General features: G+C 58.5%; 18 protein-coding genes and 1 pseudogene. 16 read left to right on the top strand and 3 right to left on the bottom strand.

The genetic code is table 11. The annotated features are described in order from the left end of the window. Window positions 1-30 precede the first annotated feature (30 nt). The 6 genes from H8S59_RS12850 (at window position 31) to H8S59_RS12830 (ending at window position 6,575) form a co-directional block, all read left to right on the top strand. A complete protein-coding gene (locus tag H8S59_RS12850) occupies window positions 31-627 on the top strand; it encodes a cysteine dioxygenase family protein (protein WP_087273458.1) in 597 nt (198 codons plus the stop codon). A 286-nt stretch (window positions 628-913) separates the two neighbouring features. Beyond that, on the top strand, window positions 914-3,679 hold the full coding sequence (gene metC, locus H8S59_RS12845; protein ID WP_187521648.1) for a cystathionine beta-lyase: 2,766 nt from the start codon (window positions 914-916) through the stop codon (window positions 3,677-3,679). Window positions 3,680-3,757: 78 nt separating this feature from the next. Then, window positions 3,758-3,889 (top strand): hypothetical protein, encoded by a 132-nt coding sequence (locus H8S59_RS27080; protein ID WP_256582652.1) that lies wholly within the window; start codon window positions 3,758-3,760, stop codon window positions 3,887-3,889. Continuing rightward, entirely contained in the window at window positions 3,886-4,629 is a 744-nt protein-coding gene (gene aztA / locus H8S59_RS12840; RefSeq protein WP_187521647.1) for a zinc ABC transporter ATP-binding protein AztA, read from the top strand. The genes H8S59_RS27080 and aztA overlap by 4 nt, the downstream gene beginning before the upstream one ends. A 166-nt stretch (window positions 4,630-4,795) precedes the next feature. Then, a complete protein-coding gene (locus H8S59_RS12835; protein ID WP_187521646.1) occupies window positions 4,796-5,665 on the top strand; it encodes a metal ABC transporter permease in 870 nt (289 codons plus the stop codon). A gap of 16 nt (window positions 5,666-5,681) precedes the next feature. Beyond that, window positions 5,682-6,575, top strand: coding sequence for a metal ABC transporter substrate-binding protein (locus tag H8S59_RS12830; protein WP_187521645.1), 894 nt, complete (start codon window positions 5,682-5,684; stop codon window positions 6,573-6,575). A gap of 133 nt (window positions 6,576-6,708) precedes the next feature. Here H8S59_RS12830 and H8S59_RS12825 read toward each other — a convergent pair whose 3' ends face one another. After that, on the bottom strand, window positions 6,709-7,857 hold the full coding sequence (locus H8S59_RS12825) for an aldose epimerase family protein (RefSeq protein ID WP_187521644.1): 1,149 nt from the start codon (window positions 7,855-7,857) through the stop codon (window positions 6,709-6,711). A 343-nt stretch (window positions 7,858-8,200) separates the two neighbouring features. Here H8S59_RS12825 and H8S59_RS12820 point away from each other — a divergent pair, with 343 nt between their 5' ends. The 8 genes and pseudogenes from H8S59_RS12820 to H8S59_RS12785 all read left to right on the top strand — a co-directional run. Then, window positions 8,201-8,923 carry a FadR/GntR family transcriptional regulator gene (locus H8S59_RS12820; RefSeq protein ID WP_187521643.1) on the top strand — a complete coding sequence of 241 codons (723 nt, stop codon included), beginning with the start codon at window positions 8,201-8,203 and terminating at the stop codon, window positions 8,921-8,923. A gap of 76 nt (window positions 8,924-8,999) precedes the next feature. Further along, the gene (locus tag H8S59_RS12815) at window positions 9,000-9,878 is read left to right on the top strand and encodes an SMP-30/gluconolactonase/LRE family protein (RefSeq protein WP_187521642.1); all 879 of its coding nucleotides are present in this window, start codon (window positions 9,000-9,002) and stop codon (window positions 9,876-9,878) included. Between the two features lie 220 nt (window positions 9,879-10,098). Beyond that, window positions 10,099-11,103 (top strand): substrate-binding domain-containing protein, encoded by a 1,005-nt coding sequence (locus tag H8S59_RS12810; protein WP_095098034.1) that lies wholly within the window; start codon window positions 10,099-10,101, stop codon window positions 11,101-11,103. Window positions 11,104-11,288: 185 nt separating this feature from the next. Continuing rightward, window positions 11,289-12,827: an L-arabinose ABC transporter ATP-binding protein AraG gene (gene araG, locus H8S59_RS12805; protein WP_187521641.1), complete on the top strand. Its 1,539-nt coding sequence runs from the start codon at window positions 11,289-11,291 to the stop codon at window positions 12,825-12,827. Window positions 12,828-12,890: 63 nt separating this feature from the next. Beyond that, window positions 12,891-13,856: an L-arabinose ABC transporter permease AraH gene (gene araH, locus H8S59_RS12800; protein ID WP_027902022.1), complete on the top strand. Its 966-nt coding sequence runs from the start codon at window positions 12,891-12,893 to the stop codon at window positions 13,854-13,856. 252 nt (window positions 13,857-14,108) lie between these two features. Further along, a complete protein-coding gene (locus tag H8S59_RS12795; RefSeq protein ID WP_187521640.1) occupies window positions 14,109-14,624 on the top strand; it encodes a sigma-70 family RNA polymerase sigma factor in 516 nt (171 codons plus the stop codon). Continuing rightward, a complete protein-coding gene (locus H8S59_RS12790; RefSeq protein ID WP_187521639.1) occupies window positions 14,621-15,577 on the top strand; it encodes a FecR domain-containing protein in 957 nt (318 codons plus the stop codon). Before H8S59_RS12795 ends, H8S59_RS12790 begins: the two co-directional genes overlap by 4 nt. A gap of 167 nt (window positions 15,578-15,744) precedes the next feature. After that, window positions 15,745-15,954: pseudogene (locus H8S59_RS12785) on the top strand (sugar ABC transporter substrate-binding protein); the annotation flags it as partial. 169 nt (window positions 15,955-16,123) lie between these two features. Here H8S59_RS12785 and H8S59_RS12780 read toward each other — a convergent pair. Both H8S59_RS12780 and H8S59_RS12775 read right to left on the bottom strand, forming a co-directional pair. Then, window positions 16,124-17,146 (bottom strand): LacI family DNA-binding transcriptional regulator, encoded by a 1,023-nt coding sequence (locus H8S59_RS12780; RefSeq protein ID WP_187521638.1) that lies wholly within the window; start codon window positions 17,144-17,146, stop codon window positions 16,124-16,126. Between the two features lie 66 nt (window positions 17,147-17,212). Next, complete coding sequence (locus H8S59_RS12775) at window positions 17,213-17,401, bottom strand: hypothetical protein (RefSeq protein WP_187521637.1); 189 nt, start codon at window positions 17,399-17,401, stop codon at window positions 17,213-17,215. Between the two features lie 49 nt (window positions 17,402-17,450). On the opposite strand from H8S59_RS12775, the gene H8S59_RS12770 reads away from it, so the two are divergent. Both H8S59_RS12770 and H8S59_RS12765 read left to right on the top strand, forming a co-directional pair. Continuing rightward, window positions 17,451-19,124 carry an ABC transporter substrate-binding protein gene (locus H8S59_RS12770; protein WP_095098200.1) on the top strand — a complete coding sequence of 558 codons (1,674 nt, stop codon included), beginning with the start codon at window positions 17,451-17,453 and terminating at the stop codon, window positions 19,122-19,124. A 157-nt stretch (window positions 19,125-19,281) separates the two neighbouring features. Next, window positions 19,282-20,235: an ABC transporter permease gene (locus H8S59_RS12765; RefSeq protein ID WP_187521636.1), complete on the top strand. Its 954-nt coding sequence runs from the start codon at window positions 19,282-19,284 to the stop codon at window positions 20,233-20,235. The last annotated feature ends 2 nt before the right edge of the window (window positions 20,236-20,237 follow it).

Raw genomic sequence — 20,237 nt, 5'->3', positions numbered from 1 at the left:
TCCAATTCAATAAATAACCCAGGAGTATTTATGACCATTGAAAACCGTGCCGAAGCCATCGAAACCCTTTTGCAGCAAGTGCGTGTAATCAACGACCGCGGCGTAGACCGGGCGGCGTTGCAGGAGATCATCGGGTTGCTTGAAGGCCTCGCCACTCGCCATGACCTGTTCAACTTCGACACGTTTCCATCACCGGTGCCGGGCGCTGGCTCGACGGCTTTTCGCTATCGCCTGAACGACGACGGCAATACGCCAACGCTTTACATGAACTCGCTACTGCCAGGCAAAAAGACCTTGCCGCACAATCATGAGACCTGGGCCGTGATCGTTGCTGTGCAAGGCCAGGAGATCAACTACGTCTGGGCCCGTACCGACGACGGCAGCAATCCTGAATACGCCAGACTCGAACTGGAAAAAGAGGTCGTGGTGCAGCCGGGCACGCCGATCGGTTTCCTCGGCGAAGACCTGCACGGCATTCGTGTGGACGGTGAAACGCCGACCCTGCATTTCCATTTGTATGGCCGACCGCTGGAGTCGTTGAACGGCCGGTTTGGCGTCAACGAAGAAGGCCGCGTGCTGAATTACAACGCCTCGCAGATGGAGCCTTCGATCAAGGCTTATGCGTGATTGATCTTCTCTGTTTGCATGTCTGTGGCAGTGCGCCAACGATGACTTTTCAGATGCCTCTGCCGCTCTGGAGCGAGCAGAGGACCTGTGGGGAATTCAATGTTTGCCCGAAATTTGATGTGCGACGTGGACCGGCTTTAGCCGGGAATACGGTGTTTATGATGACCCGTTTTTGGTGAGTGTAATGGCGTCTTCCCGGCTAAAGCCGGTCCCACGACATCGCGCCAATATTTGGGATTGCATCCCCCCGCAGGCCCTGCGTCAATAAGACAATTTGTGAGATTCCATGAGCCAAACCATCACCCCAGCGCAACTGCAACAGTGGCTATTCGACGGACAGGAAATTGCCCTGTTTGATGTGCGCGAGCACGGTCAGTACGGCGAGGCACATTTGTTCCATGGGCAGAACCTGCCGTATAGCCGACTGGAAATTGAAGCGCCGCGTCTGGCGCCCAATCCCGCGGTCCGCCTGGTGATCTATGACCAGACCGGCAGCGACGTGGCCCCGCGTGCAGCCGCTCGCCTTGCGGCGCTTGGTTATCAGCATGTGCATACCCTGCAAGGCGGCGCGGATGGCTGGCAGGCGGCGGGTTTGCAGCTGTTCGCCGGGGTACACGTGCCGTCAAAGGCATTTGGCGAACGGGTGGAAGAGGCCAGCCACACGCCACACATCACTGCAGACGAACTGGCGCACTGGCAGGCTCGCGGCGAGCCGTTGCTGGTGCTCGACGGCCGACCGTTCGATGAATACCGCAAGATGACGATACCCGGTTCCATTTGCTGCCCCAATGGCGAACTGGGCTATCGGCTACCGGCGTTGATCAACGATGAAACCACCCCGATCGTCGTCAACTGCGCAGGGCGTACCCGCAGCATCATCGGCGCGCAAACGCTGATCGATCTGGGCGTGAAGAACCCGGTTTATGCCTTGGAAAACGGTACGCAAGGCTGGTACCTCGCCGATCTGCAACTGGAACACGGCAGCACTCGGCGTTATCCCGACGAGGTGGCGGTTGAATCCCTTGGCAAACAGCGTAAAGCCGCTCAGGCATTGGCGCAAAAAACCGGTGTCGAAACCGTCAGCGCCAACCAGGTCGCCAGATGGGCGGGAGACCAAAGCCGCAGTCTGTTCCTGTGCGACGTGCGCACGGCTGAAGAATTTGCTGCGGGGACATTGCCGGGTGCGCAGCATACGCCGGGCGGGCAGTTGATTCAGTCCACCGACCTGTACATCGGCGTGCGCCATGCGCGGGTTGTACTGATTGACTCCGATGACATTCGTGCGCCAATCGTTGCCAGCTGGCTGCGTCAGTTAGGGCATCAGGCCTATGTACTGGACGACGGTGTCAGCAGTGGTCTGGCATTGCCGGTATCGCAAAGCCTGAATGCTGCGCCATTGGCGACGATCAGCGCGGCGGCGACCTTCGATGCCTTGAAGGATGACGCTGTGGCCCTGATCGATCTGCGCCCGAGCGCCAGCTTCCGCAAGGCACACATTGACGGTTCGAGCTGGTCGATTCGTCCGCTGCTGGCTAACGCGGTGGCTGATGAAACACGGCCGCTGGTGTTACTGGCCGACAACCCGGAAGTCGCACAACTGACTGTTCAGGAATTGCCAGAGGCGCAACGTGCAACCGTGCGTTTGCTGGAGGGCGGCGTTGCGGCCTGGCAAGCAGCGGGTTTGCCGCTGGTAGACAACGCAACGGCGCTGGCCGACGCGCAGTGCATCGACTTCCTGTTTTTCACTCACGACCGGCATTCCGGCAACAAGGACGCGGCACGTCGGTATCTGGCCTGGGAAATCGGCTTGCTGGCGCAGATGACTGAACAGGAAATCAACAGCCTGAAGCCGTTGCACGCAAAAAAGCCTGAGCGCCCGTCGTCTACCTCTGATGTGCGGACACGGCTGATTCACGCCGCGCGCACTGAAAAAGGCAGCGGCGGGCGCGCAGTCAATGTTCCGGTGACCCGATTGAGCACTGTGCTGTTCGACAGCCTCAGCCAGATGCGTGACATCCGTAAACGTCGCGATACGGAACGCGTTCTGAGCTACGGCGCGCGGGGCAATCCGACCGGATTTGCCCTGGAAGATCTGGTTACCGAGCTGGAAGGTGGATATCGCACCAAGCTGTTCTCGACCGGACTGGCGGCTGCGGCGCAAACCTTTCTGGCCTATCTGCGTCCCGGCGATCATGTGCTGCTCACCGATGCGGTCTATGGCCCGGTGCGCAGACTGGCGAAAGAGTTTCTTGTCCCGTTCGGTATCGAAGTCGGTTATTTCCAGGCCGATGGGCGCGGGCTGGAAGGGCTGTTGCAAGCCAACACCAAAATGGTCTACGCCGAGGTGCCGGGTTCGCTGCTCTACGAACTGTGCGACCTGCCCGCCATTGCTGCACTGTGCAAGCCACGGGGCATTCTGTTGGCCGTCGACAACACTTGGGGTTCGGGCTACCTGTATCGGCCGCTGACGCTGGGTGCCGACATCTCGATCATGGCGTTGACCAAGTACATTTGCGGCCATAGCGACGTGGTGATGGGCAGCGTTTGCACGCGCAAGGAGGTGTGGCCAGCTTTGGGGCGGATGAGCGAAACCTTCGGCAACACCGTCAGCCCGGATGATGCTTATCTGGTATTGCGCGGCGCCCGGACGCTGGCCTCGCGGCTGGATGTGCATGAGCGTCAGGCACTGGAAATTGCCCATTGGCTACAGGCGCAACCTCTGGTCAAAAGGGTCTTCCATCCGGCGCTGGTGGAGCATCCGGATCACGCAGTGTTCAAGCGCGACTTCAGTGGCAGCAATGGTTTGTTGTCGTTCGAGCTGGTGAATGCCGACCCTGCTCAAATGGACCTGTTCATCGGCGCCTTGAGTCTGTTCGGACTGGGCGCGTCATGGGGCGGCTACGAGAGCCTGATTACGGTCGCCGACCTCAGTGACCGGGAGAATCTGGCAGACAAGGCGCTGAATCCGGTTCTGCGTCTGCACATTGGTCTGGAAGATGTGGCGGCATTGATCGAGGATCTGCAAAAGGGCTTCGTTGCTATCGGGAAATAGCGGATATAAATGTTATTTCATAACATTTCGATGTTTGGCTATGTAATACTGTAACGAATCGTTGCAGGTTACTGGCCCATGAAAGCTCCCCGTGTTCCTTCCATCGCCGGTTCGGTTCTCGCCCAATCGGCATGGAAGCGAGTCGTGCTCGCGCTGGGCATGCTGATATTGCTGTGGTTGGCCATCGTCTGGGCGGTGGCCATACCATGAGCACGGCCATTTCCCTAAAAGACCTTACCGTCGCCTACGAACGTCGGCCTGCGGTGCACCACCTCAGCGGTTGTTTCGAAGCGGGCAGCCTGACGGCGATCGTCGGGCCTAACGGTGCAGGGAAATCAACCCTGATCAAAGCCATCGCGGGTACCCTTAAACCGGCTGCAGGGCGGGTGGACCGCGGCAATCTGGCGACTAAAACCCTGGGTTATTTGCCTCAAGCCGCGGAAATCGACCGCAGCTTTCCATTGAGCGTGGCCGACACCGTGGCGATGGGCGCGTGGCGCAGCATCGGCGCGTTCCGTGGTTTGACTCGCGACCTGGCGAAGCGCACGCAGGATTCACTGCAAGCGGTGGGGTTGGAAGGCTTTGAGTCTCGCAGCATTGGTTCGCTGTCTTCCGGACAGTTTCAGCGAGTTCTGTTCGCTCGCCTATTGCTTCAGGACGCGGCCGTCATCTTGCTCGACGAACCTTTCACCGCGATTGACGCACGCACCACGCGCGATCTGCTGGAACTGGTGCGGGTCTGGCACGGGCAAGGCAGAACCGTCATCGCGGTGCTGCATGACATCGATCAGGTGCGTCAGCACTTTCCGCAAACCCTATTGATGGCCCGAGAAGCCATTGCCTGGGGCGCCACTGCAGACGTGCTGAACGTCGAGAACCTGCGCAAGGCACGCAACATGGCCGAGTTCTGGAGTGCGGATGCGGAGTTGTGTGGGGAGCAGGCTCAATGATGAACCTGATGCCACGCCTTCCTGTTGTAAGCGCGGAACCTGTGGGAGCGGTGCTTGCCCGCGATAAGGCTGGATGCGATTCAGGATAAATCGAGGTGCTCTTATCGCGGGCAAGCGCCGCTCCCACAGGGGACTGCATTTCAGTCGACTTCTCGGGGGCACTCTCATGACCCTCTACACCTTACTCATCGAACCCTTCATCGAGTTCGGCTTCATGCGCCGTGCTCTTGTGGCGTGTCTGGCGCTGGGCATTGGCTCGGGGCCGGTGGGCGTTTTGCTGATGCTGCGGCGCATGAGTCTGGTGGGCGATGCCATGAGTCATGCGGTGTTGCCAGGCGCCGCGTTGGGCTTTCTGTTTTTTGGTTTGTCGCTGCCTGCCATGGGCATCGGCGGCTTGATCGCAGGTCTGGCGGTCGCGCTGCTGTCGGGGCTGGTCAGCCGTTTGACGGCCCTGCGTGAGGACGCCAGTTTCGCCAGTTTCTACCTGACCTCGCTGGCAGCCGGGGTGATGATCGTTTCCCTGCACGGCTCCAATGTAGATCTGCTGCATGTGCTGTTTGGCACCATTCTCGCCATCGACGCCGATGCGATTTACATGGTCGGCGGCATCGCTTCGTTCACCGTGATCCTGCTGGCACTGATTTATCGGCCACTGGTCCTGGAGTGTTTTGATCCCGGATTCCTGCGAGCCGTCGGCGGGCGTGGCTCGCTGTATCACGTACTTTTTCTGTTGTTGGTGGTGCTCAATCTGGTGGCAGGCTTTCAGGCGCTGGGCACCTTGATGGCGGTCGGCATGATGATGCTCCCGGCGACGGCGGCGCGCTTCTGGGCCACTTCATTGAGCGTATTGGTGGCGATTTCCACGCTGGTTGCGACGTTGTCAGGGCTGATCGGACTGATCATTTCCTACCACATGAGCGTCGCCTCTGGACCCGCCATCGTCCTGACCGCCAGCGCTTTTTATGGCTTCTCTCTGTTGTTCGGCCGCACGGGCATCCTGCGCGGCCTGCTTCCCCAATCCCACCTGACCCACTGATTTCAAGAGGAACGTCATGAAACGATCAATGCTGTTGAGTTCGATGGCAGCCCTTGTGCTGTCTGCGTTTAGTGTACTGGCCCAGGCCAAACCACTGGAAGCCGTCGCGTCATTTACAGTTATTGCCGACATGGTGCAGACCGTCGGCGGCGAGCGGGTGCATGTCACGTCGCTGATCGGCCCCAACGGCGATCCGCATGTCTATGAGCCCAGCCCGGCCGACGCTCAGGCGTTGAAGAAAGCCGATCTGGTATTTGTCAGCGGCTTGCATCTGGAAGGCTGGATGGATCGGCTGATCAAGGCATCAGGCTACAAAGGCGAGCCAGTGGTGCTGTCCAGCGGGATCAAGACTCGCAGCATGGAAGATGACGGCCAGCGCATTACCGACCCACACGCCTGGAACAGCGCTGCCAATGCAGTGATCTACGTGCGCAATATCGTTGCTGCGCTGGAAAAAGCCGACCCCGCGGGCGCCAGTCTTTACAAGGCCAATGGCGAACGCTACACCGAGCAGCTTAAAGCGCTGGACAGCTACGCTCGGACGCAAATCCAGTCCATCCCGGTGGCGCAACGTAAAGTGCTGACGTCTCACGACGCTTTTGGCTACTTTGGCGATGCGTATGGCGTCACGTTCCTGTCGCCCTTGGGCTTCTCCACCGAATCTGAAGCTTCGGCAGCGGATGTGGGCAAGTTGATCCGACAGATCAAGGCGGAGCACGTCAGTGCGTACTTTTTCGAGAACTCCGGTGATCCGCGTCTGGTGAAACAGATCGCCGATGCCAGCGGTGCCAAGCCCGGTGGCGAGTTATATGTGGAAGCGCTGTCGCCAGCCAATGGGCCGGCGGCCAGCTATGTGAAGATGTTCAAGTACAACGTTGATCAGTTGGTGGCGGCGATGCGGGGTAAATAACCCTATTGAAATGCATTTTCTGTAGGAGCTGCCGAAGGCTGCGAAGCATTCATCCTGACACACCGCTATCGCAGCCTTCGGCAGCTCCTACAGGTCCATCGGTCACCGCGAGACAGCGTGGTACCTTGAACTTTTAGTGTGCTGAAAACTTAAACACGGTCGTCTGGGTATACGCCTTGCCCGGATCCAGTCGGGTGCTCTGGAATTTCGGCTGGTTCGGCGCGTCCGGGTAGTGCTGGGTTTCCAGGGTGAAGGCGCCCCAGTGCGGGTAGACCTTGCCGCCTTTGCCATGGATGCTGCCGTCCAGGAAGTTGCCGGTATACAGCTGCACGCCAGGCTCGCTGGTGAACAACTGCAGGCGCCGACCGGATTGCGGGTCGCTGACTTCGGCAGCCAGTTTGCTGACGTCGCCTTTAGTGTCCAGCACCCAGTTGAAATCAAACCCGCCTTGTTTCGGCTCGGCGTATTTCAATTGCTGATGGTCCGCCTTGATGTTCTTGCCGATGGCTGTAGGCGTCAGGAAGTCCATGGGTGTGCCTTTGACCGCTGGAAGTTCGCCGGTGGGGATCAGCTTCTCGTTGACCGGCGTGTAATGCGAAGCGTGAAGGGTAGCGACTTGCTTGAGCACATCACCGTTACCCGCGCCCGCGAGGTTGAAGTAACTGTGATTGGTCAGGTTGAGCACGGTGGGCTTGTTGGTGGTGGCGTTGTAGTGGATGCGCAGCTCGTTCTTCTCGTTGAGGCTGTAGGTCACCTCGGTTTTCAGCTCTCCGGGGAACCCCATCTCGCCATCCGGCGACACATAGGTCAGCTTGACGCCCACCCAGCCGTTTTCATTGCTGGGTTCAGCTTTCCATACCCGCTTGTCAAAACCCTGAGTGCCACCGTGCAGGGCATTGGTCTTGTCGTTTTGCGGCACCTGATAGGTCTTGCCATCCAGGCTGAATTTGCCATCGGCCAAACGGTTGCCGAAACGGCCAATGGTTGCGCCGAAATAGACGGTGCCGTTGTCCTGATAACCTTTCACATCATCGAAACCGAGGACCACATCCTCAACCTTGCCGTTCTTGTCCGGCAGGAGCAGCGATTGCAGGGTCGCGCCGTAGGTAATGATGTTGGCTTCCACGCCATGGCTGTTGCGCAGGGTGTACTTTTCGACGGCAGTGCCATCGGCTGTTTTGCCAAAGGCGCTGTGTTCATTGGTAAGGCTGGCGGCGTTGGCCGTGAGGGTGGCGATCATCAAGGACAGTCCGAAGCTGCTGAGCAGTGAAGAGGGTTTCATTGAATGTACCTTTTTTGTTGTTGTAGTGGGCTGCACCGAACCTTCGATACAGGTCGGATTCTTGCTCGGGAAGGTTTATTGGTCTGACTATTCATCCTGTAAAAGAGTGTTATCAGGATTTATAGCCGATAAAACGTCACTTGAAAATTTAATCGTAATACTATTTGATGGTCGCATCGATTTTGTAGGAGCTGCCGAAGGCTGCGATTTGGCGTTTCCCCAGTATTAGAGCCATCGCAGCCCTCGGCAGCTCCTACGGGCAACACCATAGGCAGGTTTGACAGCCAATCATGTGATGATTAGCCTCAGGTCGCGGGAATGACCGCGTGGTGAGGCGCAGCACATGAGTAGTAATTTTCATGCGTCCACAGTCGATTGGCTGGGGGCGTGGATCGCGGCGGGCAATGTGCGGCCGGGTCAGGTGTTGAAAGTCGAAGCGGTATTGGCTGAAGAGTTAGGCGTCAGCCGTACGGTGATCCGCGAGGCGATCAAAACCCTGGTTGCCAAGGGCCTGCTGGAAGTAGGGCCCAAGGTGGGCACCCGGGTTTTGCCGTTGCGTAGCTGGAATCTGTTCGACCCGCAGGTTGTGAGCTGGCTGGCACGCAAGGGATTGCCAGAAGATTTTGTGAAGGATTTGCTGGATTTGCGCAGGACCATCGAGCCCATGGCAGTACGTTGGGCGTGCGAGCGGGCCAGCGCCGAGCAGATCAGCGAGATTCAGTTGGCGTATGCAGCATTGGCAGAATCGGTGGCGGACATGGGCGACTACAACCTGGCCGACCGACGCTTCCATGAAGCGGTTCTGGCGGCCAGCCATAACCGGTTCATTGAGCAAATGCTGCCTGCACTGGGTGCCTTGTTGGCGGTGTCGTTCGAGGTGTCGTCGGCGGTGCCGGGCGAATTGGGTAAAACCTTGCCACTGCACAAGGATCTCGCCGACGCGATTGCCAGTCGTGATGCGGCGCGGGGCGTGTGGGCTTGCATGACCTTGATCGAGCAGGCTGCCGGGGTCATTGCCGAATCGTTTGCCCGCCAGGCTTTGGCGTCAAACAGCTTCACCGACTAACGTTGTACTGATAACCGAACACCCTGAAGCACCTATAAGAAGCACCTAAAAAAACAAGAACAAAGGACATTTTCATATGCAATGGCTGCCTGTTTCAGCGCACCGTTTCATGCTGGGCGAAGGCTCGTTCTGGGATGCAGAGACCCAGACCCTGTACTGGGTCGACATCGCGGCCCGACTGGCTTGCCGCCTGTTCGAAGAGCAGTATCAGCAATGGCATCTGCCCGAGCCTGTCTCGTCGTTCATTCCCACTCGCGGGGGCGACGCACTGGTGACATTGGCCAGCGGCGTCTACCGTCTTGATCTGGATTCTCCTGGCTACACGCCAAACCTGACGCTGTTGTGCAATGCCGACCCGGTTGTCGGTAATCGCGCCAATGAAGCCCGTTGCGATGCTCAAGGTCGCTTGTGGCTGGGCACCATGCAAAACAATCTCGACGAGGAGGGCGGCGATCTGCCGATCACCCGACGCTCCGGCGGTTTGTTCAGAATTGACGCCGATGGCGCAGTCACGCCTTTGCTTGAAGGCCAGGGCATCGTCAACACCCTGTTATGGAATTCCAGGAGCGATGAGCTCTACAGCGCGGACAGTCTTGATGGCGTGATCTATCGCTACCCGATTCTTGCCAATGGAGAGCTTGCATCGCGCTCGATCTGGGCCGCCGAACATGCTCGCGGCGTGCCGGACGGCTCGGCGATGGACGTCGAAGGCTACGTGTGGAACGCCCGTTGGGGTGGTAGCTGCCTGATCCGCTTTGCGCCGGACGGCAGCGTTGACCGGATCGTCGAACTGCCAGTCAGTCATCCCACCAGTTGCGTGTTTGGCGGTCCGGACATGACCACACTGTATGTCACCAGCGCGGAGCCGGGCGACGCTCATGGTCAATTCGACGGTGCACTGTTGGCGACGGATGTTGGCATTCAGGGTTTGCCGTCGACGCGTTTTGCGGGCTGACCGTTGGTGGGTCCAAGGCTGGTTTCATTAACTGAAAAGGAGCGTTCCATGTTAGTGCTTTAGCATGCGTGACACTAGGTTACATTCCGGTCATTGATAATATGATATGACTGTTTTGTTCTTGTTTTGATGTCGATCCAGATTCCCTTCGGGTGCGGATGACCTCAACACAACTCATCGCTGGACGCTGTAGCTATTCAATAAAAATAAGGAGTTAGCTATGTTGAGTCGTCATGGGATCCGTTCCCTTTGCTGTGCCGCTGTTGCCACTGCTGTGCTGGGTCTGTCGGGTGGTGTATCTGCCGCTGACAAAGTCAAAATCGGCTTCCTCGTCAAACAGGCCGAAGAGCCGTGGTTTCAAACCGAATGGGCCTTTGCTGAGAAAGCTGGCAAGGACCATGGTTTTGAAGTGATCAAAATTGCCGTACCTGACGGTGAAAAGACCCTTTCCGCTATCGATAGCCTGGCCGCCAACGGTGCCAAAGGCTTCGTCATCTGCCCACCCGACGTATCCCTTGGCCCTGCCATTGTTGCCAAGGCCAAAGCCAACGGCCTGAAAGTCATGGCCGTGGATGATCGATTTGTCGACGCCAGTGGCAAGTTCATGGAAGACGTCCCGTACCTGGGCATGGCCGCGTTCGAAGTCGGCCAGAAACAGGGCGAAGCCATGGCCGCCGAAGCGAAGAATCGTAACTGGGACTGGAAAGAAACCTACGCCATTATCAACACCTACAACGAACTCGATACCGGCAAGAAGCGTACCGACGGTTCGGTAGATGCATTGAAGAAAGCGGGCTTCCCGGAAGACCACATCCTCTTCACTGCGCAAAAGACCCTCGATGTACCCGGCAGCATGGAGTCCACCAACTCGGCATTGCCTAAGCTGCCTGCCGCAGCGAAGAACCTGATCATCGGCGGCATGAACGACAACACCGTTCTGGGTGGTGTGCGTGCAACGGCCGGCGCGGGCTTCAAGCCTGCCAATGTGATCGGCATTGGTATCAACGGCACTGACGCCATCGATGAATTGAAGAAGAAGGAAAGCGGCTTCTTCGGTTCGATGCTGCCAAGCCCGGATAAAGAGGGCTACAACACTGCGCTGCAGATGTACAAGTGGGTGACCACCGGCGAAGAACCTCCTAAATACACTGCGATGGATGACGTGACACTGATTACCCGGGCGAACTTCCAGGAAGTACTGACCAAGATTGGTCTCTGGAAGTAAAGACGGCCTGAGGTTCGCGCTCTGCGTTTCTCGTGCAACACGGTTTCGCAGCCCGGGACCTCTGTAGGAGTGAGCTTGCTCGCGATGGCGGTAAATCAGCGAATAAATTATCGCCTGACCCGGCGCCATCGCAAGCAAGCTAGCTCCTACAGGAATGGTGTTCGATCCTGATAATGGGAGGTTTCATGCAATCGCAAGCTACTGTCAAATCCGCCTCACAGCCTGTACCCGCAGGCAGCCTGCGCTTTAACGGCATCGGCAAGACCTTTCCCGGCGTGCGCGCACTGTCGGAGATTAACTTTGAAGCACGTCCCGGCAGCGTTCATGCGCTGATGGGCGAGAACGGAGCGGGCAAGTCCACGCTCCTGAAAATACTGGGCGGCTCTTATCAGCCGAGCAGCGGCAACTTGTCGATCGGTGACCAGGCGTACACCTTCAAATCCACCGCCGACAGCATTGCCGCAGGTGTCGCAGTCATTCACCAGGAACTGCAACTGGTACCTGAGATGTCTGTCGCCGAGAACCTGCTGCTGGGCCACATGCCAAGCCGCTGGGGCATGGTGAACCGCCGCGCCATGTTGCGTCAGGCGCGGGAGCTGCTCAAAGGGCTGGCCGACGAGATTGATCCGTCGACCCGGCTTGGCGACTTGTCTCTTGGCCAACGGCAACTGGTGGAAATCGCCAAGGCCATGTCACGTAACGCCCATGTCATTGCGTTCGATGAACCGACCAGCAGCCTTTCGGCGCGGGAAATCGATCGCTTGATGGCAATCATCGTCAAGCTGCGGGACGAAGGCCGGGTGATCCTTTATGTGTCCCATCGCATGGAAGAAATCTTCCGGGTTTGCGACGCGGTGACGGTGTTCAAGGACGGGCGCTTCGTGCGCACCTTCGAAGATATGGCTGAGCTGGACCACGACCGGTTGGTGACCTGCATGGTCGGTCGCGATATTCAGGACATCTACAACTATCGGCCAAGAGAGCATCAGGGGCCCGGCTTGCGGGTCACTGGATTGCTTGGGCCGGGTTTGCAGGAACCGGTGACGTTCGCCGTGCAAAAAGGCGAAGTGCTGGGCTTCTTTGGATTGGTGGGGGCTGGTCGTACCGAGATGTTCCGCATGTTGTCGGGCCTGACGCGCAGCAAGTCCGGCACGTTGCAGATCGACGGCAAGAACCTCGAACTGCGTTCCCCTCGTGATGCGATTGCCGCCGGAATCCTGCTATGCCCAGAAGACCGCAAGAAAGAAGGCATCGTGCCGCTCTCCAGCGTTGCCGAAAACATCAACATTGGTGCGCGTCCACGCCACGTGACGATGGGCTGCCTGATTCAGGGCCGCTGGGAGAAGAGCAACGCCAAACACCAGATTCAGGCGATGAACGTCAAAACGCCTTCGCCGGATCAGCAGATGCTGTTTCTCTCCGGGGGCAATCAACAGAAGGCGATTCTCGGTCGCTGGCTGTCGATGCCCATGAAAGTCCTGCTGCTGGATGAGCCGACGCGAGGCATCGATATCGGCGCCAAGTCCGAGATTTACCAGATCATCCATAACCTGGCGGCCGACGGTATTGCGGTGATTGTGGTGTCCAGTGACTTGATGGAAGTCATGGGTATTGCCGACCGGATTCTGGTCATGAGCGAAGGCGCGATCACCGGCGAGCTGAATCGCGATGAAGCGAATGAAGCGCGTCTGTTGCAACTGGCATTGCCGCGAACCCGTGTCTGACACGGACCCGCTACGTGAAGCACAAGCAGAAAAACAAGAATGAAAAACAAGAAAGAGGTGCGTATGTCTACCGAATCCAGTCTGACGGCTCCACGTCAGGGCCTTAACGTGCGTCGTTTCATTGATGACTGGGCGATGCTGATGGCCGCCGTGGGCATCTTTGTGCTCTGCACACTCCTCATCGACAACTTCATGTCACCCCTGAACATGCGTGGTCTGGGGCTGGCAATTTCCACCGTGGGCATCGCTGCCTGCACGATGTTGTTTTGCCTGGCATCCGGGCATTTCGACCTGTCGGTGGGCTCGGTGCTGGCTTGCTCGGGGGTGATTGCCGGGATCGTGATTCGCGATACGGACAGCCTGTTTCTCGGTATCTCCGCCGCGCTGGCCATGGGCCTGGTGGTAGGGCTGATCAACGGCATTGTGATTGCCAAGCTGCGCATCAACGCGCTGATTGCGACGTTAGCGACGATGCAGATTGTTCGTGGCCTTGCTTACATTTTCTCCAACGGCAAGGCGGTGGGCGTTTCCAACGAAGACTTCTTCGTGTTCGGTAACGGCCAGCTGTACGGTGTTCCGGTGCCTATTCTGATCACCATCGTGTGTTTTGCATTTTTTGGCTGGTTGTTGAATTACACAACTTACGGCCGTAATTCCCTTGCGATCGGCGGCAACCAGGAAGCGGCGTTGCTGGCCGGTGTGCATGTGGATCGCACCAAGATTATTATCTTTGCGGTGCATGGTTTGATCGGTGCGCTGGCGGGCGTGGTGTTGGCGTCGCGGATGACGTCTGGTCAGCCAATGATCGGACAGGGCTTTGAGCTGACGGTAATTTCCGCTTGCGTGCTGGGCGGGGTGTCGCTGAGCGGCGGGATTGGCATGATCCGCCATGTTATTGCCGGGGTGTTGATTCTGGCAATCATCGAGAATGCGATGAACCTGAAGAATATCGATACGTTTTATCAGTACGTGATCCGCGGATCGATCCTGTTGCTGGCGGTGATCATTGACCGGATGAAGCGGCGCTGAGGTGTCGGGTGGACTTCTTGAGAGGTCATTTCAGGAAATATTTTTAGCGCCTGAATCGTCCGGATGCGGCCCAGACCAAGCACCGCTCCCACAGGGGGAGTGCGATCTAATGTGGGAGCGGTGCCTGCCCGCGATTTGGGCGCCGCAAAACCAGGCACACACCGCAAACTCAACAAATAAAGTTGGCGCTCCCGCCTGAACTACTTAGAATGATTCTCATTTTAAGTAGTGACTCACAGTGAGCGGTTGACGATGAGGGAAGCAGCGGGGCCGTTGGAGCCCACCCTGGAAAGTTTCTACCGCGATCATCGCAGTTGGCTGGAAAGCTGGCTGCGCGGTCGCCTTGGCAATGCATGGGATGCTGCCGATTTGAGTCAGGATACGTTCGTCAAGGTACTGGCCAGCCAGCACAGCGAACCACTGAGCTCATTGCGTGAGCCACGGGCCTACCTGTTGACGGTGGGCAAGCGCTTGCTGATCAACCATTACCAGCGTCGCAGCGTCGAGCAGGCCTACCTCCAGGCGCTGGCGACGCTGCCTGAACACGTGATTCCCTCACCCGAGCAGCGCTGGGTCTTGCTGGAAACCCTGCAGGCACTGGATGAACTGCTCGACGCGCTGCCGTTGCCGGTGCGCCGTGCGTTTCTCTGGGCGCAACTGGAAGGTCTCAATTACGCACAGATTGCGGAGCGCTTGCAGGTCTGCGAGCGAACGGTAAAACGCTATATGGCTCAGGCTTACACCCATTGCCTGATGGTTGAGCTATGAGCGGCGCGGTGCCGTCCCGGCAGATTGCCGAAGACGCAGCGGACTTCCTCGTCCTGCTGGAATCCGGCAGCGCCAATGCCGAGGACCGGGCGCGCTTGCAGCGTTGGCGTGAGCAGTCCACTCATCACGAACAGACCTGGCAAAAAGCCCAAGGCCTGCGCCAGCGGTTTGCCGGGCTGCCCCCTGAGTTGGCGATGGCCAGTCTGGACCGACCGGATTCGGGGCGTCGCGCGGTGCTCAAACGCGCCCTGATCGTTGCCGCGCTACTGCCTGCGGGGTGGATGCTCGCCCAGCAGGCACCGGTCGCTGCCTGGCGGGCCGATCTGCGTACTGCCTCGGGCGAGCGCCGTGATCTGCGTTTGCCGGATGGCAGTTTACTGCAGCTGGACACGGCCTCAGCGTTAGACATGGATCTGGATCTGGAGCAGGGCAGGCGTTTGCTGTCGCTGATCGAGGGCGAGATGGCGCTGAACCTCGCCAACAACGTCCCGGCGATGACCATCAATACCGCTCAAGGGCAGGTGTTGGCCGTAGGTGCGGAGTTGTGTATCCGTCAGTACGGGCAGAGCTGTCAGGTTTCTGTGTGGCGCGGTACGGTGGAACTCACCCCGCATCAGGGGCACTCGGTGAGATTGCAGGCGGGCCAGCGCGCCACCATGAGCGCCGAATCAATTACATCTGTGCAGCCTTTTGATACCCGTCAACCGGGTTGGCGTCAGGGCGTGGTCAGTGTTGAAAATCAGCCGCTGGGCCGTTTTCTGGAGGAGCTCAGTCGCTATCGTCCGGGCATTCTGCGTTGGGAGCCTGCACTGGAGTCGCTGAAGGTCACCGGCACCTTCCGCCTCGATGACACTGACAAGATTCTGTTCCTGCTCGCCGCCAGCCTGCCCCTGCAAGTACAAACCCGGACGCGGTATTGGGTGACGCTAACCGCGCGCCAGGTTGTTGCGTGAGTTGGAAGACAGGTCCTTACAGGCGTTGTGCAGCAAACACAGGACCTGTAGGAGCTGCCGAAGGCTGCGATCGCGGTGTGTCAGGATAAATGCTTCGCAGCCTTCGGCAGCTCCTACAAAAAATGCATTTCAATCCAGTTTTGTCAGTCAAAGAGTCTTCAGCTTGCAGACCGCTATCGCGAGCAAGCTCACTCCTACAGTATCGTCCGGGCATTCTGCGTTGGGAGCCTGCACTGGAGTCGCTGAAGGTCACCGGCACCTTCCGCCTCGATGACACTGACAAGATTCTGTTCCTGCCCGCCGCCAGCCTGCCATTGCAAGTACAAACCCGCACGCGGTATTGGGTGACGCTAACGGCGCGCCAGGTTGCTGCGTGAGTTGGAAGACTGGTCCTTACAGGCGTTGTGCAGCAAACACAGGACCTGTAGGAGCTGCCGAAGGCTGCGATCGCGGTGTGTCAGGATAAATGCTTCGCAGCCTTCGGCAGCTCCTACAAAAATGCATTTCAATCCAGCAGTTTGCATATTTTTTAATGAGAGAAGTGTTTCAATTCAGTGGCTTGCAACAACTGCTGTCACGCACGATCAGCACTGCCGGGAACCGATGTGACTGCACCGGTTCACCCGCAATTCGTTGCATCAGGGTCTCAACCGCACGTACGCCCTGGGCGTGCATGCTGGTGCTGATGCTGGTGAGTTGCAGGTGAGCGGCGAGTGGCGTGTCGTTGTAGCCGATGACAGCAATGTCCCGTCCGGCCACCAGGCCGCGATTGCGCAGGGCACCGAACAAGCCGATGGCCAGGAAATCGTTGACGGCAAAAATCGCCGTCGGCGGGTGTTCCAGGCTTAGCAAATATTCGCCGGTACTGAAACCGACCTGGCTGTCGAACTGGCCGGGGATGATGTACTCACGCGCAATGTCGATGCCGCGCTCGCGGTAATACTCGACGAAGCTGGCAGTGCGTTCGCTGGAGTTGCTGCTGTGCACTTCACCGGCGATCACTGCAACTCTCGTATGACCCTGCGCAAATAAATGTTCGGCAGCGAGACGACCACCCATTTCGTCGTCCGACGTGACCGAGCAATGCTGACCGCGTCGGCGGCTGACCAGCACGAAGGGCACCTGCCGTTCCGCCAGTTCCTCTAGAAACCCGGGCGCCGGAGTGCAGTGCACATCGCTGATGATCAAACCTTCGACATTGCGCGCCAGGGCACGCTCTGCCAGTTCCCGTTGGCGTTCCGGACGGTCGAAGGTGTTGGCAACGAATGAGGTATAGCGTCGCGCGCTGGCGGTTTCGTCGATGCCTTCATAGACCGTGGCCAGTACGAGGTCGGAAAGCCTGGGAACCAGAATCGCTATCTCGCGGCTGTGCCGGGTTTTCAGGGTGCGGGCGTGGGTGTTGGGTTGGTAATCAAGGCTGGCAGCGAGGGCGCGAATGCGTTCAATAGTGTCTTTGGACGCGGCCCTGCCTGCATGGTCAAGGGTGCCGTTGAGCACCCGTGAGACCGTCGAGACATGCACGTTGAGCTGCTGGGCAATACCGCGAAGTGTGGCGGGACGTCTGTTCATGGAGCGGGCCTCATAACGCGTATTTCGCCGACGGTTCTGCGCGGCCTGGCCTGTGCCGTCATGGGATCAGGGCAGTTGCGCCAGCATGGAGCGCTGCGTACCAAAAGATTGCATGAACCGCCGCGCAACACTACCCAAACGTTTGGGTAGAATTTTCCAGCGATTTTTAATGTGTTGTAACTGGCTGAAAATACTCGACTTTCCATGCAGGGCTCGCTGGAAAGGATTTCCAGATAAAAAAGTTGGTATGCCCATTGCGTTGCACCTGTCAGCTCTCCTTACCTGGACTGATGGGAAACTCGCCATGACGCACGCTTCAGTAACCCGCGCACGTAGTTTTACCCGACTGGCACTGGCCTGCTCGGTAGCGATCGGTGCCTTGTCGCCTCTGGCCGCGATGGCCGATAGCACCTTGCGGATTGCCATGACTGCAGCGGACATTCCGCTGACTCATGGTCAGCCGGATCAGGGGTATGAAGGCAACCGTTTTACCGGGATCACTCTTTTTGACTCGCTGGTTGAGTGGGATCTGTCCCAGAGCGAGAAGCCCAGCGCCTTGGTGCCGGGGCTTGCCACCGAGTGGGCGGTCAATCCTGATGATCACACCAAGTGGATCTTCAAGCTGCGCCCCGGCGTCAAGTTCCACGATGGCTCGGCTTTCAACGCTGATGCAGTGGTGTGGAACGTCAATAAGGTCCTCGATAAACAGGCCCCGCAATATGCCCCTGGGCAGATTGGCGTGACCGTATCCCGCATGCCGACCCTGCGCAGCGCGAAGAAGATCGATGATCTGACCGTCGAGCTGACCACCAGCGAGCCGGATGCAGTGCTGCCGTACAACCTGACCAACCTGTTCATGGCTTCGCCCGTGGCCTGGCAGAAGGATTTCGATGCTGTGCCAGCCACTACAACGGATCCCGCCGAGCGTTCCAAGCAAGCCTGGACCGCGTTCGCCAGCCACTCTTCGGGCACCGGTCCGTTCAAGATGAACCGTATGGTGCCGCGTCAGGTTCTGGTGCTGGACAAGAACCCGGATTATTGGGATCCCAAGCGTGTGCCCAAGGTTGATCGCGTCGAGTTGATCCCGTTGCCAGAAGCCAACGCTCGTACCGCGGCGCTGTTGTCCGGCCAGGTGGACTGGATTGAAGCACCGGCGCCGGACGCCATGGACCAGATCAAAAGCAAGGATTTCAAGATTTACTCGAACGCTCAGCCGCACCTGTGGCCATGGCAGTTCTCCTTCGCGCCGGGTTCGCCCTGGCTGGACAAGCGTGTGCGTCAGGCTGCCAACCTGTGTCTGGACCGCAGTGAGCTGAAGGCTTATCTGGGCGGCTATATGCAGGAAGCCACCGGCACGTACGAGAAGGATTCGCCGTGGTACGGCAACCCGTCCTTCAAGATCAAATACGATCAGGAAGCCGCGCAGAAACTCATGACCGAGGCGGGCTACAGCAAGACGAAACCGATCAAGGTCAAGGTGCTGACCTCGGCATCCGGGTCGGGGCAAATGCAGCCATTGCCCATGAACGAATACATTCAGCAGAGCCTCAAGGGCTGTTACTTCGACGTAGAAATCGCGGTGACGGAGTGGAACACCCTGTTCAGTGGCTGGCGTTTGGGGGCCAAGGATCCTGCGGCGCAAGGCGCCAATGCGATCAACGTCAGCGCGGCGGTCATGGACCCGTACTTCGGCATGGTGCGCTTCGCCAGCGAGAAGGCATTCCCGCCGGTCTCCAATAACTGGGGGTATTTCGCCAACCCGGAAGTCGAGAAGTTGATCACCACGGTGCGCAATTCCTTCGATCCCAAGGCGCTGGATGAAGCCGCTGGCAAGCTCAACGCGGCCATCGTTGATGAGGCTCCGTTCCTGTACGTGGCGCACGACGTAGGACCACGCGCCATTTCGCCAAAAATCAAAGGCGTGGTCCCGGCGCAGAGCTGGTTCATCGACCTGACGCTGGTCTCCAAACAGGACTGAGAAGCCTGAGACCTTCAGCCGGTCCTACAGGATTGCGCAGAACCTGTAGGAGCGGTGCTTGCCCGCGATAAGGCTGGACGCGATCTAAAGCGAAATCGCATCCAGCCTTATCGCGAGCAAGCTCTGCTCCCACATAAAAACCGTGTGAGGCGACCTTATGCTTTCCTATATCTTGCGTCGCATTCTACTGGCGACGCCTATTTTGCTGGGCGTGGCGCTGGTGTGTTTCATGCTCGTGCAAATGGCTCCTGGCGATCCGCTGGTTTCGGTGATGCCACCGGATGCATCCGAGGCACTGCGTACGCAGTTGATCCAGGCTTATGGTTTCGACAAACCGCTGCCGGTGCAGTTTGGCCTGTGGCTATGGCATGCGGTTCAGGGTGATCTCGGAATGTCCATTGCCAGCGGCCGCCCGGTCACTGCTGAAGTCATTGGCGCCGTGGGTTACTCCTTGCGGCTGGCATTGCTGGCGACCCTGATTGGCTTCGTCCTTGGCAGCCTGTTTGGCTTCGTGGGCGGTTATTTTCAGGACAGCTGGCTTGATCGAGTGGCATCGGCCATTTCTGCGGTGGGCGTCAGCGTTCCGCATTACTGGCTCGGCATGTTGATGGTGATCATCTTCTCTTCACAATTGGGCTGGCTGCCCGCGACCGGCGGCGGGCCGCTGGGGCAGGCCGCGTGGGCATGGGACTGGGCGCATTTGCAGTTCATGATTCTCCCGGCGATTACCTTGTCGGTCATCCCCACCGGAATCATCGCCCGCACCGTGCGCGCTCAGGTAGCGGAAACCCTCGCTCAGGAATTCATCATCGGCTTGCGCGCCAAGGGCCTGAGTGAGTGGGGCCTGTTCCGTCACGTAGTGAAGAACGCAGCGCCTACCGCGATGGCGGTGATGGGCTTGCAGATTGGTTACTTGATGGGCGGCTCTATTCTGGTGGAGACCGTGTTCGCCTGGCCCGGCACCGGCTTGTTGCTCAACTCCGCGATCTTTCAGCGCGACTTGCCGTTGCTGCAGGGCACGATCTGGGTCCTGGCCTTGTTTTTCGTGGCACTCAATCTGCTGGTGGACATCCTGCAGACGTTGCTCGATCCACGTATCAAAAGGGGCTGAGC

The sequence above is a fragment of the Pseudomonas folii genome (assembly GCF_014357575.1).
GTDB classification, from domain to species: Bacteria; Pseudomonadota; Gammaproteobacteria; order Pseudomonadales; family Pseudomonadaceae; genus Aquipseudomonas; species Aquipseudomonas folii.
Note: the sequence above shows the minus strand (reverse complement) of the source record. Positions and strands in the feature narration are given on the sequence as shown.

What these genes read in the sequence shown, in the direction of transcription:
- metC (WP_187521648.1), top strand. Translation starts at nt 914, where the DNA reads ATGAGCCAAACCATCACCCCAGCGCAACTGCAACAGTGGCTATTCGAC.
- araG (WP_187521641.1), top strand. Translation starts at nt 11,289, where the DNA reads ATGCAATCGCAAGCTACTGTCAAATCCGCCTCACAGCCTGTACCCGCA.
- H8S59_RS12825 (WP_187521644.1), bottom strand. Translation starts at nt 7,857, where the DNA reads ATGAAACCCTCTTCACTGCTCAGCAGCTTCGGACTGTCCTTGATGATC.
- H8S59_RS12850 (WP_087273458.1), top strand. Translation starts at nt 31, where the DNA reads ATGACCATTGAAAACCGTGCCGAAGCCATCGAAACCCTTTTGCAGCAA.
- araH (WP_027902022.1), top strand. Translation starts at nt 12,891, where the DNA reads ATGTCTACCGAATCCAGTCTGACGGCTCCACGTCAGGGCCTTAACGTG.
- aztA (WP_187521647.1), top strand. Translation starts at nt 3,886, where the DNA reads ATGAGCACGGCCATTTCCCTAAAAGACCTTACCGTCGCCTACGAACGT.
- H8S59_RS12830 (WP_187521645.1), top strand. Translation starts at nt 5,682, where the DNA reads ATGAAACGATCAATGCTGTTGAGTTCGATGGCAGCCCTTGTGCTGTCT.
- H8S59_RS12765 (WP_187521636.1), top strand. Translation starts at nt 19,282, where the DNA reads ATGCTTTCCTATATCTTGCGTCGCATTCTACTGGCGACGCCTATTTTG.
- H8S59_RS12815 (WP_187521642.1), top strand. Translation starts at nt 9,000, where the DNA reads ATGCAATGGCTGCCTGTTTCAGCGCACCGTTTCATGCTGGGCGAAGGC.
- H8S59_RS12810 (WP_095098034.1), top strand. Translation starts at nt 10,099, where the DNA reads ATGTTGAGTCGTCATGGGATCCGTTCCCTTTGCTGTGCCGCTGTTGCC.
- H8S59_RS12795 (WP_187521640.1), top strand. Translation starts at nt 14,109, where the DNA reads ATGAGGGAAGCAGCGGGGCCGTTGGAGCCCACCCTGGAAAGTTTCTAC.
- H8S59_RS12770 (WP_095098200.1), top strand. Translation starts at nt 17,451, where the DNA reads ATGACGCACGCTTCAGTAACCCGCGCACGTAGTTTTACCCGACTGGCA.
- H8S59_RS27080 (WP_256582652.1), top strand. Translation starts at nt 3,758, where the DNA reads ATGAAAGCTCCCCGTGTTCCTTCCATCGCCGGTTCGGTTCTCGCCCAA.
- H8S59_RS12835 (WP_187521646.1), top strand. Translation starts at nt 4,796, where the DNA reads ATGACCCTCTACACCTTACTCATCGAACCCTTCATCGAGTTCGGCTTC.
- H8S59_RS12790 (WP_187521639.1), top strand. Translation starts at nt 14,621, where the DNA reads ATGAGCGGCGCGGTGCCGTCCCGGCAGATTGCCGAAGACGCAGCGGAC.
- H8S59_RS12775 (WP_187521637.1), bottom strand. Translation starts at nt 17,401, where the DNA reads ATGGGCATACCAACTTTTTTATCTGGAAATCCTTTCCAGCGAGCCCTG.
- H8S59_RS12780 (WP_187521638.1), bottom strand. Translation starts at nt 17,146, where the DNA reads ATGAACAGACGTCCCGCCACACTTCGCGGTATTGCCCAGCAGCTCAAC.
- H8S59_RS12820 (WP_187521643.1), top strand. Translation starts at nt 8,201, where the DNA reads ATGAGTAGTAATTTTCATGCGTCCACAGTCGATTGGCTGGGGGCGTGG.